The following is a 15,739-nucleotide window of genomic DNA, read 5'->3' as shown; positions in this document are numbered from 1 at the left end:
CAGGCGAGTCGATGACCCTCTTCGAGGCGGTCGGCGGCGAACCCACCTTCCGCAAGCTGGTGGACGAGTTCTACGCCGGCGTCGCCACCGACCCGCTGCTGCGGCCGATGTACCCGGAGGAGGATCTCGGCCCGGCGGCTGACCGGCTGACCCTCTTTCTCATGCAGTACTGGGGCGGCCCGCGCACCTACTCGGAGCAGCGCGGCCACCCCCGGCTGCGGATGCGGCACGCCCCGTTCCGGATCGGCGCGGCCGAGCGGGACGCCTGGCTGCGCCACATGCGCCGGGCCGTGGATCGACTGGACCTGCCGCCGGAGATCGCCGCCGAACTCTGGAACTACCTGGAGCGGGCCGCGTACTTCATGGTCAACGTGATGGAGGACCCGGCGGCCGGGGCCTGACGCCGGCCCACCGTGCGGCGCGGCCGGGGCCTGGGCCCCGGCCGGGCATGGTCAGAGCAGGGCGCCCTCGTCGTGCAGCCAGTCCACGAAGGTGGTGGCCACCGCCGCCCCGCAGTCGAGCATCTCGACCAGCAGCGCGTCGTGGGTGCCGGCGCCGAGCGGGACCTGGAGCTCCGCGTAGATCGGGAGCTGACCCCGCTCGGTCGGGTCGCCGATGTACGCCTTGCAGAACCGTCGGGTGTGGTTCCACTCGTTGACCACCCGGTAGGCCCGGTCGGCCCAGTCCGGCGGCACCGTCGCGTGTGGACGAGCCCGCATCACCAGGATCTCGTCGTCCGGGCCCTCCAGGGTGACCAGCACCGCGTGCCGTTCCCACATGGCCAGCAGGTTGCCGTCGCCATCGGCCAGGTAGCGCACGTCGAGCAGGTCGAGCGCGTCGCAGACCCGGCGGAGGGTGACCGGGGCCACGGTCGCCGGCATTTCCGCGATCACCGGCCGTTCGACGGCCGGCGTGTCGTCCTCCGGTTGGCGGGGGGCCGGTGGTCCGACCCGGACGCTGTCATCCACTGTGGTCCCGCTTCGAGTTTCCGGGTCGCCGCCAGCGGCGGAACCTGGGCGCCATGACCACCACGGCATCGCTCGCGCACCTCACTCCCCAGCGGATCCACCCGCCTACAGTGCGTTGGATCCGAGGATGGACGGTACCCGGACAGCCGGGATAGGGCATCCCCCCAACGGCCGCCCCGAGCCGGAAGGATGAGTGGGGGTCATCCGTTCGGATGAACGCTCACGGGAGTGAGAGCAAGTTCCGCGACCTTCCGCGACCATGCCGCTCCATACGGTCCGACCAGACCGACCCATCGGCCGGCGACTCGCACCTGAACGTCGCCGCTGCCGAGGAACCCCATCCGGACCAGCCCCTGGACCAGCCGCTGCCGTACCTCCACCGGCACGTCCGGCGCGTCGTCCGTGGTGACCACGACCGCGACATGATCCAGCAGCGCGTCCCGCAGCGCGCGCTGCCCCACCGCCCGGCCCGCGACGCCGTGCGTGGCGGCCTCGCGCAGCGTCCCGGCCGCCGCGGCGGCGATCCGGGACAGCTCCTCGGCGGGCAGCGTCTCGACCGCCCGGCTCGCCGGCGGGGGCAGCGGCCAGCGCCACCCGTCGTCGCGCCGCCGGGGCAACGCCACCCCGCCGGCCGCCAGCTCGGCCAGCAGGTCGCCGGCGGCGACCGTGACGTCACCGGGGGCGACCCCGGTGACCGTCCGGACCACGAGGACGTCCCAGGGCAGCCGGGCCCAGAGCGCGGTACGCCCCGCCTCCGGGTCCGGCCGGAGCCGGACCAGGGTGGCCGGATCCAGCCGGACCAGCCGGGACAGGAAGGCACCGGCGTCGGCCACCCCGTCCAGCCCGTGCCCGGTGGTCATGCCGCCAGCCCGGGCGCGTACCGGAGCAGGAAGGCGTGCTCCTCCGGGGTGACCCGGCGGGGCCGCTGCGCGGCCAGGTCGAACGGCACCAGCACCGAACGGGCCCGGCTGGCGAGCACGTCGCCGTCGTACAGCTCATAGGCGACGGTGAACGACGCCGCCCGGATCTCCTCGACCCACAGCTCGATCCGGACCGTCGGGGCCGCCTCCGCGGTGGCCCGGCCCAGCGCGTAGTCCACCGGACGCAGGTAGTCGACCTCGTGCCGGCGGATGACCACCCCGTCGGAGAACGAGCCCACCCCCCACGCCCGGCCGCCGGTGAACATCAGCGCCACCCGCGCCTCCTCGTACAGGGTGAGGAAGCGCGCGTTGTTGACGTGGCCGTACGCGTCCAGGTCGGACCAGCGCAGGGCGCAGTGGTAGACGAACCGGTCAGACAAGGATCAGCACCGCTCAGTCGCGGGTGAGCTTGCGGTAGGTCACCCGGTGCGGGCGGGCCGCCTCGGCGCCGAGCCGGTCGATCTTGTTCTTCTCGTACGCCTCGAAGTTGCCCTCGAACCAGAACCACTTCGCCGGGTTCTGGTCGTCGCCCTCCCAGGCCAGGATGTGCGTGGCGACCCGGTCCAGGAACATCCGGTCGTGCGAGATGACCACGGCGCAGCCGGGGAACTCCAGCAGCGCGTTCTCGAGGCTGGACAGCGTCTCCACGTCGAGGTCGTTGGTCGGCTCGTCGAGCAGGATGACGTTGCCGCCGATCTTCAGGGTCAGCGCCAGGTTCAGCCGGTTCCGCTCGCCGCCGGAGAGGACCTTGGTCGGCTTCTGCTGGTCCGGCCCCTTGAAGCCGAACGCGGCGATGTACGCCCGGGACGGCATCTCGACCTTGCCCACCATGAGGTGGTCCAGCCCGTCGGAGACCGTCTCCCAGACCGTCTTGTCGCCGGCGAGGCCGGCCCGGCTCTGGTCGACGTACGACAGGGAGACGGTCTCGCCGACCTTGACCGAGCCGGTGGTCGGCTCCTCCAGACCGACGATGGTCTTGAACAGGGTGGTCTTGCCGACGCCGTTCGGGCCGATCACGCCGACGATGCCGTTGCGCGGCAGCGAGAAGCTGAGGCCGTCGATCAGCACCCGCTCGCCGAAGGCCTTGGTGAGGTTGCTGGCCTCGATGACCGTGTTGCCCAGGCGCGGGCCCGGCGGGATCTGGATCTCCTCGAAGTCCAGCTTCCGGGTCTGCTCCGCCGCGGTGGCCATCTCCTCGTACCGGTCGAGCCGGGCCTTGGACTTGGTCTGGCGGGCCTTCGCGTTGGAGCGGACCCACTCCAGCTCCTCGTCGAGGCGCTTCTTCATCTTGGCGTCGCGGCGCCCCTCGACGGCCATCCGGGCGGCCTTCTTCTCCAGGTAGGTGGAGTAGTTGCCCTCGTACGGGTAGGTCCGGCCGCGGTCCAGCTCGAGGATCCAGTTGGCCACGTTGTCGAGGAAGTACCGGTCGTGGGTGATGGCGATGACGGTGCCGGCGTACTTGGCCAGGTGCTGCTCCAGCCACTGCACGCTCTCCGCGTCCAGGTGGTTGGTGGGCTCGTCGAGCAGCAGCAGGTCCGGCGCCTCCAGCAGCAGCTTGCACAGCGCCACCCGGCGGCGCTCACCGCCGGAGAGCTGGGTGACGTCGGCGTCGGGCGGCGGGCAGCGCAGCGCGTCCATGGCCAGTTCGAGCTTGGAGTCGAGGTCCCACGCGTCGGCGTTGTCCAGCTCCTCCTGGAGCTTGCCCATCTCCTCCATCAGCTCGTCGGAGTAGTCGGTGGCCATCTGCTCGGCGATCTTGTTGAACCGCTCCAGCTTGGCCTTGGTCTCGGCGACCGCCTCCTCGACGTTGCCGAGGACGGTCTTGGCGTCGTTCAGCGGCGGCTCCTGGGCCAGCATGCCGACGGTGTAGCCGGGCATCAGCCGGGCCTCGCCGTTGCTCGGCTGGTCCCAGCCTGCCATGATCTTGAGGAGGCTGGACTTACCGGCGCCGTTCGGACCGACCACACCGATCTTGGCCCCAGGCAGGAAGTTCAGCGTCACATTGTCGAGCACGACCTTGTCGCCGTGCGCCTTGCGCGCCTTTTCCAGGACGTAGATGAACTGGGCCACGGTGCGGGCTACCTCCGTCGGTTGCGATCGCGAGCTTGCGGCGCGCGGGCGCGGGCCTTGACTCCACCCGCCGCCGCCGGCCGGAGCCGGCCGCGCGCACGCCACCGTCAATCCTGACAGGTACGGCGCGCTCCGCCCACATCACCCCGCCCACGCCGCGCGCCGCGGCCGGTCGGGACTGTCGGCAAGATCACGATCGAGGTTCGGCGGTTCTGGGAAGGGTAGGTGACTCCGGCACGGGGGAACAGACGCCGCAGCTACGCTCAGTACGCTCATCGCGGTGTACCCGTCAGCACCCGGAGGTGGCCGATCGTGACCGTCCGTAGCTCCTTTGTCGTAGTGGCGAACCGCCTGCCGGTCGACGAGGTGAGCACACCCGAGGGACGGCAGTGGCGGCGCAGCCCCGGCGGGCTCGTCACCGCGCTGCACCCGGTCCTCGCCGAGCACCACGGCACCTGGGTCGGCTGGGCGGGCGGCACCGGCGCGGCTCCGGAGCCGTTCGACCTGGAGGGCATCCGGCTGCACCCGGTGCCGCTGAGCGCCGAGGAGCTGGAGCGCTACTACGAGGGGCAGTCCAACGCGACGATCTGGCCGCTCTACCACGACGCGGTGGAGACCCCGGCCTACAAGCGCCGCTGGCGCGAGGCGTACCGGCTGGTCAACGCGCGGTTCGCGGAGGCCGCGGCGGACGTCGCGGCCGAGGGCGCGACGGTCTGGGTGCAGGACTACCAGCTCCAGCTCGTCCCGGCGATGCTCCGCGAGCTGCGCCCGGACCTGCGGATCGGGTTCTTCCTGCACATCCCGTTCCCGCCGATCGAGCTGTTCATGCAGATGCCGTTCCGCACCGAGATCCTGCGCGGCCTGCTCGGCGCCGACCTGGTCGGTTTCCAGCAGCGGCTGGCGGCGCAGAACTTCGTCCGGCTCGCCCGGCACCTGCTCGGCCTGCGTTACGAGGGGCAGATGATCCAGGTCGACGGCCGGCAGGTCAAGGCCGGTGCCTTCCCCATCTCCATCGACACGAAGGAGATGGAGCGGATGGCCGCCGACCCGGCGATCCAGGCCCGGGCCAAGGAGATCCGCGCGGAGCTGGGCAACCCGCGGACGATCATCCTGGGCGTCGACCGGCTCGACTACACCAAGGGCATCGAGCTGCGGCTGAAGGCCTTCCGCGAACTCCTCGCTGACGGAAAGTTGACAGTTCCCGACGCCGTCATGGTGCAGGTCGCCACGCCCAGCCGGGAGCGAGTGGAGCACTACCAGGCGCTTCGAGTGAAGGTCGAGCGCGAGGTGGGCAGGATTAACGGCGAATTCGGACGGGTCGGCGTGCCCGCCGTGCATTATCTGCATCAGTCGTACAGTCGCTCCGAACTCGCCGCGATGTACGTCGCGGCGGACGTGATGATGGTGACCCCGCTGCGAGACGGAATGAATCTGGTGGCCAAGGAGTACGTCGCATCGCGCGCCGACCAGGGCGGCGCGCTTGTGCTAAGTGAATTCGCCGGTGCCGCGACAGAGCTGCGCCAGGCGTTTCTGTGCAACCCGCACGACCCCGACGCGGTCAAGGACGCGCTGCTGCGCGCCGTGCACGTCGAGAGACCGGAGGCCCGCCGGCGCATGCGGATAATGCAGCGCCACCTGCGTACCCATGACGTCGGCCACTGGGCCTCGTCCTTCCTGACCGAACTCGGCGTGCCCGATGCGGAGGCCGCGTGAACCCCCCCGCCACCACCACCTCGCCCGCCGGGGTGATGGATCCTGAGCTGCGTGCCGCGATCGGCCGGATCGCCCGGGTCCCGCAGCTCCTGATCGCCTGCGACTACGACGGCACCCTCGCGCCGATCGTCGCGGACCCGAGCAAGGCCGTACCGCTGCCCGAGTCGGTGGCGGCGATCCGCGCGCTGGCCTCGATGCCGCAGACCACCGTCGCGGTGGTCTCGGGGCGCGCGCTGCGCGACCTGGCCGCGCTCTCCCGCCTGCCCAGCGAGGTACACCTGGTCGGCAGTCATGGCTCCGAGTTCGACATCGGCTTCGTCGAGCGGCTCTCCCCCGAGCTGATCGCGGTGCGCACCCGGCTGCGCGACGCGCTGCGCGAGATCGCCGCGGCCCACCCGGGGGTACGTCTGGAGCGCAAGCCGGCCAGCGTCGCCGTGCACACCCGCGGCGTCGACCCGCAGATCGCCGCCGCGGCCATCGAGGCGGTCCGCAACGGCCCCGCCACCTGGCCGGACGTGACCGTCACCCAGGGCAAGGAGGTCATCGAGCTGTCGGTGGTGGCCACCCACAAGGGCACCGCGGTCGACCAGCTCCGGACCCAGCTCGCGGCCAGTGCCGTGCTCTTCATCGGCGACGACGTCACCGACGAGAACGCCTTCGGCAACCTGCACGGCCCGGACGTCGGCATCAAGATCGGGCCGGGGGACACCCGGGCCGACTACCGGGTGGCCGAGCCGATCGAGGCGGCCCGGGCGCTGGGCCTGCTGCTGGAGACCCGCCGGCACTGGCTCTTCGGCGAGCGGGCGGTGCCGATCGAGCGGCACTCGATGCTGGCCAACGGGCGGACGGTCGCCCTGGTCACCCCGGAAGCCAAGATCACCTGGCTCTGCCACCCGAAGCCGGACTCGGCGGCGATCTTCGCCGACCTGGTCGGGGGCAGCCCGGCCGGGCACTTCACCGTCGGCCCCGAGCGCGGCGGCCTCCCGCTCGGTCAGCGCTACCGCAGCGGCACGATGACCGTCGAGACCCGCTGGTCGGGGCTGACCGTGACCGACTGGCTGGACCTGCCGGCCAAGGAGACCACCCCGGACGGGCCGGCGATCGTCACCGGTGACTCGACGCTGGTCCGGGTGCTCACCGGCCGAGGACGGGCCCGGATCGACTTCGCGCCACGCCCGGAGTTCGGCCAGGTGGCGGTACAGCTCCAGCCGCTGGACGACGGGCTGTTGGTGCTCGGCTCCAACGAGCCGGTCGCGCTCTACTCCCCCGGGGTGGAGTGGGAGGTCACCAACGACGGCGGGTACGAGAGCGGCCACGCCGTGGTGGATCTCTCCGCCGCCGGCGGTCAGGTGGTGCTGGAGCTGCGCTTCGGCACGCAGAGCCTCGAACATCACCGGGTGCCGGTCCACGAGCGGCAGGCCGCCGCTGAGCAGCCCTGGAAGGACTGGGTGGCCGGGCTGCGGCTGCCCAGCACCGAGCGGGAACTGGTCGCCCGCAGCGCGCTCACCCTGCGCGGGCTCTGCCACGAGCCGACCGGCTCGATCCTCGCCGCGGCGACCACGTCGCTGCCCGAGGAACTGGGCGGCGTCCGGAACTGGGACTACCGCTACTGCTGGCTACGGGACGCGGCGATGACCGCCCGGGCGCTCGTCGATCTCGGCTCGACCGAGGAGGCGGAGGGGCTGCTGCGCTGGATCGACGGCGTGATCGAACGCACCGGCGGGCACCCCGAACGGCTCCACCCGCTCTACACCGTCGACGGGTACGAGCTGGGCGCCGAGGCCGTCATCGACACCCTGCCCGGCTACGCGGGCTCCCGCCCGGTCCGGGTCGGCAACCTCGCCAACCACCAGCTCCAGCTGGACGTCTTCGGCCCGGTCGCCGACCTGATCGCCGCGGTGGCCGACGCGCGCGGCTCGGTCCGCGACGACGAGTGGCGGGTGCTGGAGAACATGGTCGAGGCGGTCCGCCGCCGCTGGCACGAGCCCGACCACGGCATCTGGGAGGCCCGCCTCCCCCCGCGGCACCACGTCTACTCGAAGGTGATGCTGTGGATGACGGTCGACCGGGCGCTGCACGTGGTGCGGCAGCACGGTGGTGAGGACCGGCCGGAGTGGGTGGAGCTGCGCGACCGGATCGGCGCCAACGTGCTCGAGTACGGCTGGCACGAGGAGGGCCAGGCGTACAGCGTCGCGTACGGGCACGAGGACATGGACGCCTCGTCCCTCTGGATCGGCCTGTCCGGGCTGCTCCCGGGGGACGACCCGCGCTTCCTGTCGACCGTGCTCAAGATCGAGGCGGACCTGCGCAGCGGCCCGGTCGTCTACCGGTACCACTGGGACGACGGCCTGCCCGGCCGGGAGGGTGGCTTCCACATCTGCACGGCGTGGCTGATCGAGGCGTACCTGCGCACCGGCCGGCGGACCGACGCGGAGGAGCTGTTCGCCCTGATGATCGACACGGCGGGTCCGACCGGGCTGCTCCCCGAGCAGTACGACCCGCTCGCCGAGCGCGGCCTGGGCAACCACCCGCAGGCGTACAGCCACCTGGGGCTCATCCGCTGCGCCCTGATGCTCGACAACATGCTCAAGCAGTGACCTGACCAGCAACGACAACGGCGGCCCGGGACGACAGGTCTCGGGCCGCCGTCAGGTCCGGGCAATCCGCCGGACCGCCCGGTGGGCCGGCTGAGACGGCGATGCGCCGGCTGACACGGCGATGCGCGCACGAGCCCCCGCCTGGGGGCCGGTCAGCCTTCCAGGGCGGTGACCACGTCGCCGATGACGACGATGGCCGGTGGGCGGAGGGCGGCGGCTGCCACGTCGGCGGCGACCGTGCCCAGGGTCGAGCGGAGCACCCGTTGGCCGCTGGTCGTGCCCTCCTGCACCACGGCGGCCGGGGTGTCGGCCGGGCGGCCGTGGGCGACCAGGGCCGCGCTGATCGCGGCGAGGTTCTTCAGGCCCATCAGGATCACCAGGGTGCCGCGCAGGCCGGCGAGGGCCTCCCAGCGGACGAGCGAAGCCGGCGAGTCGGGCGCGACGTGCCCGGAGACCACCGTGAACTCGTGCGCCACGGCCCGATGGGTGACCGGCACACCGGCCGCCGCGGGCACGGCGATCGCGCTGGTCACCCCGGGCACCACGGTCACCGGCACGCCCGCCTCGGCGCAGGCCAGCAGTTCCTCGCCGCCCCGCCCGAAGACGTACGGGTCGCCGCCCTTGAGCCGGACCACGGCCTTGCCGGCCCGGGCCCGGTCCACCAGGATCCGGTTGATCTCCTCCTGGGCGCGGGCCGGCCCGTACGGGATCTTCGAGGCGTCGACCAGCTCGACGTCGGGGCGCAACTCGTCCAGCAGCAGCCCGGGGACGAGCCGGTCGGCGACCACGACGTCCGCCTCGGTGAGCAGCCGCCATCCCTTCACGGTGATCAGCTCCGGGTCGCCCGGCCCCGCCCCGACCAGTGCCACCCGCCCGGCTGCGTCAACCGGGGGCCCCTGCTCTACCGGAGGCGTCAACAGGGGACCCTTCCTTGCACTCAGCAGGGTCCGGACGGCGTCGCGGACGGCCATCGCGCGGCGGGGGTCGCCGCCGCCGAGCACGGCGACGGTGACCGGGCCGTGCCGGGTGACCGCCGGGGTCCACGCGGTGGCCGCCGCCCGGTCGTCCGCGCGTACGCAGAAGATCCGGCGCTCGGCCGCGGCGGCGCTGACCTCGGCCGCGGCGGCCCGGTCGTCGATCGCCACCTGGACCAGCCAGGCGTCGGCCAGGTCGGCGGGGACGAAACGGCGCGCCTCCCAGCGCAGCCGGCCGGCGTCGGCGTGGGACCGCAGGGCCGGGGTCAGCTCCGGCGCGACCAGCAGGACGTCCGCCCCGGCGTCGAGCAGTGCTGGCACCCGCCGGGTGGCCACGGCTCCCCCACCCACCACGACCACCCGCCGGCCGGCCAGCCGGAGCCCGAGAGGATACGGGTTGCCGCTCACACCGCCGAGCCGAACGGTTCGCTCGCTCACTTCTCGGCCACCCCGGCCGAGTCGAAGGTGGCCACCTCGTGCAGCACCCGGACCGCGCCGGTGACGACCGGGAGGGCGAGCAGCGCGCCGGTCCCCTCGCCGAGGCGCAGCCCGAGGTCGATCAGCGGGTCGAGGCCGAGGTGCCGCAGGGCCGCGGTGGCCCCCGGTTCGGCGGAGCGGTGCCCGGCGACCATCGCCCCGACCGCGTCCGGCGCGAACGCGGCGGCGGCCAGCGCGCCGCTGACCGCGATCACCCCGTCCAGCAGCACCGGCACCCGGCGGGCGGCGGCGCCCAGGATCAGCCCGGCCAACGCCGCGTGCTCCAGCCCGCCGACCGCGGCCAGCACGCCGAGCGGGTCGGCCGGATCGGGCGCGTGCCGGTCGAGCGCGGCCCGCACGACGCCGACCTTCCGCGCGTACGTCGCGTCGTCGACCCCGGTGCCCCGCCCGGTCACCTCGGCCGGATCGCCCCCGGTGAACGCGGCGACCAGCGCGGCGGCCGGGGTGGTGTTGCCGATGCCCATGTCCCCGGTCAGCAGGATGCCCGCCCCGCCGTCGATCAGCGCCCCGGCGACCCGGATGCCGGTCTCCACCGCCGCCCGGGCCTCGTCCCGGGTGAGCGCGGCGGTGACCGTCATGTCACGGGTGCCGGCGCGCACGTTCGCGGCCACCAGGCGGGGGCCGGCCGGGTCGACCAGAGCCGCCGGGTCGACCGGGAGGCCGGCGGGGCCCGCCGGGTCGACCGGGACCGGGGTGGCCACGCCGACGTCGACCACGGTGACCGCGGCACCGGCCTGCCGCGCGAACGCGTTGACGACCGCGCCACCGGCGAGGAAGTTGCCGACCATCTGCGCGGTGACCTCCTGCGGCCAGGGGGTGACGCCCTGGGCGTGCACGCCGTGGTCGCCGGCGAAGACGGCCACCGCGGCCGGCTCGGGCAGCGGCGGCGGGCAGGCGCCGGCCAGCCCGGCGAGGCGTACGGAGAGGGGCTCCAGGGCGCCGAGCGAGCCGGCGGGCTTGGTCAACCGGCCCTGGAGGTCGCGGGCCGCCGCCATCGCGGCCTCGTCCAGCGGCCGGATCGCCGCCACCGTGGATTCCAGCATCACGCCTCCAGGATCTCCGCCAGCGCGTCGACGAACGCGTCGGTCGTCGCCGGATCGCGCACCGCGATCCGCAGCCAGTCCGGGCCCAGCCCGGGGAAGGTGTCGCCCCGCCGCACCGCCCAGCCGCGCTCGCGCAGCCGCTCCCGCAGGACGGCGGCACCGGGCCGGTGGACCAGCACGAAGGCGCTGGCCGGGCGGCCGACGACGCGTACGCCGGGCAGGCCGGACAGGCGGGCCACCAGATGCTCGCGGTGGGCGGCCAACTCGGCGGCGACGAGGCGCTCGGCGGCGACGGCGACCGGCGACGCGCAGGCGGTCGCGGCGGCGAGCGCCGGGGTGGAGACCGCCCACAGCGGCTGGGCGGCGGCGAGCCGGGCGAGCAGCGGCGCCTCGCCGAGCAGGTAGCCGACCCGCAGCCCGGCCAGCCCCCAGGTCTTGGTGAGGCTGCGGACCACCACGAGCCCGGGCAGGTCGCGCCGGGCCGCCAGGGACTCGGGCTCGCCGTCGACGCCGGGGGCGAGGGTGGTGTCGGCGAACGCCTCGTCGACCACGAGCACCCGGCCGGGGCGGGCCAGCGCGGCGAGCGCCCCGGCGGGGTGCAGCACGGACGTGGGGTTGGTGGGGTTGCCGACCAGCACCAGGTCGGCGTCGGCGGGCACCCGGGCCGGGTCGAGCCGGAAGTCGTCGGCCGGGTCGAGCACCAGCCGGTCGACGGCGTGCCCGGCGGCCCGCAGGGCGGCCTCCGGCTCGGTGAACTGCGGGTGCACCACGACCGGTCGCCGGGCGTCGCGCAGCGCCCGGGCGATCAGCACGAAGCCCTCCGCCGCGCCGGCGGTGAGGAGCACCTCCTCCGGGGGACGCCCGTGCCGGGCGGCGACGGCGGCCCGGGCGGGACCGGGATCGGGGTACGCGGCCAGCCCGCCCAGGGCCGCGGTCAAGGGGTCGGCCAGCCAGTCGGGCATCGGGGCGCGACGGACGTTGACCGCCAGGTCGACCAGCCCGGGAGTGGCCTCGGCGTCCCCGTGGTGCCCGAGGTCGGGCTCGGCGGGCCCGGCCGCCCCGGACTCGACCGGTGCTCCGGTCAGCTGAGCAGGCATGCCCGGAATCCTGCCGGGAAGCCGCCGCCGGGGACAGCCGATCCCGCCGTGGGTCGCGTCACCACAACCGGATCCGCCGGGCCCGTTTACGAGTTTTTCTCATTTCCGAATCGGAAATGTCATAGCTTGACCTCGTGAGCAAACGACCCTTTGCTTCCGCTGGTCGTGCCGTTCCCCTCCTCCGCGCCGGGCTGATCGCCGGCATCGTGGTCGCCGCCGCGATGTATCCACTGGCCGCCCTCACCGGCATCGGCGCCAAGGCCACCGCACACGCAGTGGAGCAGAAGACGAACATCCTGAAGACCGCGCTACCCGCCGAGACCTCGTACCTCTACGCGCCGGACGGCAAGACCATGCTGACGATGTTCTACGAGGAGTACCGGCAGTACACCAAGATCCAGGACATGTCGCCGAACGTCCAGCAGGCGATCGTCGCCGCCGAGGACAACCGCTTCTACCAGCACCACGGCGTAGACCCGAAGGGCGTGGCCCGCGCCTTCGTGGCCAACTCCCGCTCCGGCGGCGTGTCCCAGGGCGCCTCGACGCTCACCATGCAGTACGTCCGGATGGCCCTGCGGGACAGCGCGAAGACGCCGAAGGAGGTCCAGGAAGCCACCCAGCAGACCAGCCTGCGCAAGGTCAAGGAGATGCGCATGGCGCTGGACATCGAGAAGGAGCTCAGCAAGGAACAGATCCTGGAGCGCTACCTGAACTCGGCCTACTTCGGCCACCGGGCGTACGGGATCTACGCGGCCGCGCAGATCTTCTTCTCCAAGACCCCGGCCACCCTCACCCCGGTCGAGGCGGCCACCCTCGCCGGCCTGGTCAAGTCGCCGTCCGAGTACGACCCGATCACGTCCGACCAGAAGGACGCCACCGCCCGGCGCAACTACGTGCTCGACAACATGGCCCGCCTCGGCTACATGTCGCCCGACGCCGCCGCGAAGGCCAAGGCCGAGCCGATCCAGCTGAAGTTGACCAACCCGCCGAACGACTGCGCCTCGCTGCTGGAGAAGTACCGGGCGAGCTGGGGCTTCTACTGCGACTACCTGAAGAACTGGTGGAGCACGCAGCCCGCGTTCGGGGAGAACCGGCTGGAACGGATGGACAAGCTGCGCCGGGGCGGCTACCGGATCGTGCTCGCCCTCGACCCGAAGATCCAGGAGGCGGCGGAGAAGAACGTGGGTGCCAAGGACGGCACGGGCAGCCCGTTCGCCAACGGCATCGTGGTCGCCGAGCCGGGCACCGGACGGATCAAGGCGATGGCGGTGAACCGGACCTACTCGCTCGATCTGGGCGAGAACCCGAACAGCTCGAACCCGGAGGCCGGCCCGAACGTCAAGGCGAACTACCCGAACACGGTGGCGCCGCTGCTCGGTGGCGGCACCCTCCCGGGCTACCAGGCCGGATCGACGTTCAAGATGTTCCCGATGCTCGCCGCGCTCAACTCCGGGACGAAGCTCTCCGACACCATCAACTCGCCGTACAAGTACCAGTCGACCATCTACGACGGGTGGGCTCCGTCCAACGCCAGCGGCGCGATGACCGGTGTGCAGACCATGTGGTCCGGCTTCGGCAAGTCGGTCAACACCTTCTTCGTACAACTGGAGGAGCGGATCGGCGCGGAGAAGGGGGTGCGCCTGGCCGAGCAGCTCGGGCTGCGCTGGCGCACCGACGTGGACCGTGAGCACGCGGCACCGGACAAGGCGAACAAGTGGGGCGCGTTCACCCTGGGCGTCTCCGACGCCACCCCGCTGGAGATGGCGAACGCGTACGCCGCGGTCGCGGCCGACGGCCGGTACTGTGAGGCGATCCCGGTGCTCTCGATCCTGAACCGGGACGGCACGCCGGCGATGTACAGAACGGCCGGCGGGGTGGAGCGGGAGGTCGCCAAGCCGCGCTGCCGGCAGGTGGTCAGCGCGGACGCGGCCCGGGCCGCCACCGACGCCGCCCGCTGCCCGACCGGCGACACCCCGGCCAAGGGAAGCTGCGGCGGCTGGTCGACCGCCGACAGCGTGCGGGGTACGGTCGGCCGCCCGGTCGCGGGCAAGACGGGTACCACCGACAGCACCCGGTCCGCCTGGTTCGTCGGCTACACGCCGGAGCTGGCGGCGGCGAGCTTCATCGCCGACCCGGACAACCCGTTCAACGCGGTGGGTGACGGGCAGTCCCAGGTGCCGGTCGAGGCGGTGGCGAAAACCCTGCGCGACGCCCTGAAGAACCAGCCGGTCCGCCAGTTCACCCCACCGTCCGACCAGATCGTCGGCTGAGCGCACGACGACTCCGGCCCGGCGCCGCTGGCGCCGCGCCCCGACCCGGAGCCGTCGCCGGACCGCCCGGGGGTGCGCCCGGGCTAGTTGATCAAGAGGTTTGCGGCGGCTGCCGCGAACCTCTTGATCGCTTCACGGGCTCAGTGGAGGTCGGCGGCGACGAAGGACCACGGTCTCGGTTAGCCGGGCACCCCAGTCGGTCCGCCGGGTCCAGAGGCAGCCGACCACCCGCTCGTCCTCGCGGCGGACCACCCCGTAGTGGTCGCCGTCGCCGCTGTCCCGCCGCTGCCGGGCCAGCTCGGTGCACCACGCCGCCCCGTCGATCTGCCCGGACGCGTCGGCCAGCGGCAGCCAGCGCTGGGTCTGCCGGTCCGCGAACACCTCGTCGACCGCCTCGGCGTCCCTCGCCAGCAGCGGGCGTACCTCGGTGCGCGGCGTCGACACGGTCAGCGACGGGAAACGGCGCACCGCCACCTGCCCGATCACGCCGGGACCTCCGCCGGCGCCCCGGCCGCCACCGCCAGCCCCGGTTCGGCGGGGGCGGCGAGCAGTCCGAGGGCGAGGGCACCGGTGCCGTGCCCCGAGGAGGGCGCGCCGAGCACGACGCGCGGCACGACCATCATCATCGACTCCTGGTCCGGGGTGGTTTCCGCCCGCGTGACCATACCCGTCCAGCCCGACGCCCGACGGCCGCCGGCCGGACGGTTCCGGCCGGCCCAGGTCAGCGGCGCCCGCCGTACGGGTAGCCTTTCCAAACGTGTACCGGTTCCTGCTGACCCCGCGCTGGCTGGGCTATCTCGCGCTGACCCTGGTCGCCGCCGCGCTGATGGTGTTCCTCGGCAACTGGCAGCTGGACCGCTACCGCGGTCGCACGGCGGTCAACGAGCGGATCGACGCCGGCGCCAGCATGGCCCCCGTGCCGCTGCGCGAGGCCCTGCCGGCCCCGACCGGCGGCCCCGGCAGCACCGGCCCGGCCCCAGCCGAGCAGGTCACCTGGAGCAAGGCGACCGCCACCGGCCGGTACGACGCCGCCAACATCGTCCTGGTCCGCGGCCGGACGGTCGACCGCGAGGTCGGCTACGAGGTGCTCACCCCGCTGGTCCTCGCCGACGGCACCGCCGTGCTGGTCGACCGGGGCTGGATCCCGCCGGTGCCCGGCGGCGGCGCCACCGCGCAGCCGCCGGTGCCCGCCGCGCCGGCCGGTGACGTGACGGTGACCGGCCGGGTGGTGCCGAGCGAGAGCGGCGGGGGCACGGTCGACCGGCGGAACGGCAAGCTGGAGACCCGGCGGATCAGCATCGCCCGGATCGCCAGCCAGTTGCCGTACCCGGTGGCCGGCGGCTACCTGCTGCTGGATCAGCAGACGCCCGCCGCCGACCCGGCGTTCCAGGCGGTGCCGATCGGGCACGCCAACAACTGGCAGAACTTCGGGTACGTGGTGCAGTGGTGGCTCTTCGCCGGCATGAGCCTCGTCGGCTACGCCTGGGTGGCGCGCCGGGAGGCCCGGCGCGCGGCCGGCCTGGACCAGCCCCGTACGCCCGTCGACCGGGCCGCCGAACCCGCCTCCAGCGCCTCGACCTGACCGCCCC

At 73.3% G+C, this 15,739-nt stretch carries 14 protein-coding genes; 5 read left to right on the top strand and 9 right to left on the bottom strand.

Translation table 11 applies throughout. The features are described 5' to 3' along the window. Positions 1-11: 11 nt before the first annotated feature. Positions 12-401 (top strand): globin, encoded by a 390-nt coding sequence (locus tag ABZ570_RS19900; protein ID WP_358065413.1) that lies wholly within the window; start codon positions 12-14, stop codon positions 399-401. A 51-nt stretch (positions 402-452) separates the two neighbouring features. Here ABZ570_RS19900 and ABZ570_RS19895 read toward each other — a convergent pair whose 3' ends face one another. The 4 genes from ABZ570_RS19895 to ettA form a co-directional block, all read right to left on the bottom strand. Then, positions 453-1,037: a YbjN domain-containing protein gene (locus tag ABZ570_RS19895; RefSeq protein ID WP_358065348.1), complete on the bottom strand. Its 585-nt coding sequence runs from the start codon at positions 1,035-1,037 to the stop codon at positions 453-455. Between the two features lie 131 nt (positions 1,038-1,168). Next, on the bottom strand, positions 1,169-1,828 hold the full coding sequence (locus tag ABZ570_RS19890; RefSeq protein WP_358065345.1) for a hypothetical protein: 660 nt from the start codon (positions 1,826-1,828) through the stop codon (positions 1,169-1,171). After that, a complete protein-coding gene (locus ABZ570_RS19885) occupies positions 1,825-2,268 on the bottom strand; it encodes a thioesterase family protein (protein WP_358065342.1) in 444 nt (147 codons plus the stop codon). Before ABZ570_RS19885 ends, ABZ570_RS19890 begins: the two co-directional genes overlap by 4 nt. Before the next feature lie 13 nt (positions 2,269-2,281). Then, positions 2,282-3,958, bottom strand: coding sequence for an energy-dependent translational throttle protein EttA (gene ettA / locus ABZ570_RS19880; RefSeq protein WP_358065339.1), 1,677 nt, complete (start codon positions 3,956-3,958; stop codon positions 2,282-2,284). Between the two features lie 312 nt (positions 3,959-4,270). Between ettA and ABZ570_RS19875 the strand changes: the two genes are divergently transcribed. Both ABZ570_RS19875 and otsB read left to right on the top strand, forming a co-directional pair. Then, positions 4,271-5,671, top strand: coding sequence for a trehalose-6-phosphate synthase (locus ABZ570_RS19875; RefSeq protein WP_358065336.1), 1,401 nt, complete (start codon positions 4,271-4,273; stop codon positions 5,669-5,671). A gap of 35 nt (positions 5,672-5,706) precedes the next feature. After that, positions 5,707-8,268, top strand: coding sequence for a trehalose-phosphatase (gene otsB / locus ABZ570_RS19870; RefSeq protein WP_358065410.1), 2,562 nt, complete (start codon positions 5,707-5,709; stop codon positions 8,266-8,268). Positions 8,269-8,420: 152 nt separating this feature from the next. On the opposite strand, the gene cobA is transcribed toward otsB, so the two are convergent. Genes cobA through cobC form a run of 3 tightly spaced genes read right to left on the bottom strand, consistent with a single transcriptional unit; the run spans position 8,421 to position 11,880 of the window. Continuing rightward, a complete protein-coding gene (cobA, locus tag ABZ570_RS19865; protein ID WP_358065408.1) occupies positions 8,421-9,650 on the bottom strand; it encodes a uroporphyrinogen-III C-methyltransferase in 1,230 nt (409 codons plus the stop codon). 26 nt (positions 9,651-9,676) lie between these two features. After that, complete coding sequence (cobT, locus tag ABZ570_RS19860; RefSeq protein WP_358065333.1) at positions 9,677-10,783, bottom strand: nicotinate-nucleotide--dimethylbenzimidazole phosphoribosyltransferase; 1,107 nt, start codon at positions 10,781-10,783, stop codon at positions 9,677-9,679. Next, on the bottom strand, positions 10,783-11,880 hold the full coding sequence (gene cobC / locus ABZ570_RS19855) for an Rv2231c family pyridoxal phosphate-dependent protein CobC (RefSeq protein WP_358065331.1): 1,098 nt from the start codon (positions 11,878-11,880) through the stop codon (positions 10,783-10,785). Before cobC ends, cobT begins: the two co-directional genes overlap by 1 nt. Before the next feature lie 134 nt (positions 11,881-12,014). Between cobC and ABZ570_RS19850 the strand changes: the two genes are divergently transcribed. Beyond that, a complete protein-coding gene (locus ABZ570_RS19850) occupies positions 12,015-14,150 on the top strand; it encodes a transglycosylase domain-containing protein (RefSeq protein ID WP_358065328.1) in 2,136 nt (711 codons plus the stop codon). 132 nt (positions 14,151-14,282) lie between these two features. On the opposite strand, the gene ABZ570_RS19845 is transcribed toward ABZ570_RS19850, so the two are convergent. Together ABZ570_RS19845 and ABZ570_RS19840 are read right to left on the bottom strand one after the other, a co-directional pair. Next, entirely contained in the window at positions 14,283-14,636 is a 354-nt protein-coding gene (locus ABZ570_RS19845) for a hypothetical protein (protein WP_358065325.1), read from the bottom strand. Beyond that, positions 14,633-14,815 carry a hypothetical protein gene (locus ABZ570_RS19840; RefSeq protein ID WP_358065322.1) on the bottom strand — a complete coding sequence of 61 codons (183 nt, stop codon included), beginning with the start codon at positions 14,813-14,815 and terminating at the stop codon, positions 14,633-14,635. Before ABZ570_RS19840 ends, ABZ570_RS19845 begins: the two co-directional genes overlap by 4 nt. 92 nt (positions 14,816-14,907) lie before the next feature. Between ABZ570_RS19840 and ABZ570_RS19835 the strand changes: the two genes are divergently transcribed. Next, positions 14,908-15,732 (top strand): SURF1 family protein, encoded by an 825-nt coding sequence (locus ABZ570_RS19835; RefSeq protein ID WP_358065319.1) that lies wholly within the window; start codon positions 14,908-14,910, stop codon positions 15,730-15,732. The last annotated feature ends 7 nt before the right edge of the window (positions 15,733-15,739 follow it).

The organism is Micromonospora sp. NPDC007271 (assembly GCF_040634005.1).
Taxonomy (GTDB): domain Bacteria; phylum Actinomycetota; class Actinomycetes; order Mycobacteriales; family Micromonosporaceae; genus Micromonospora.
This window is presented reverse-complemented; position numbering and strand designations above follow the sequence as displayed.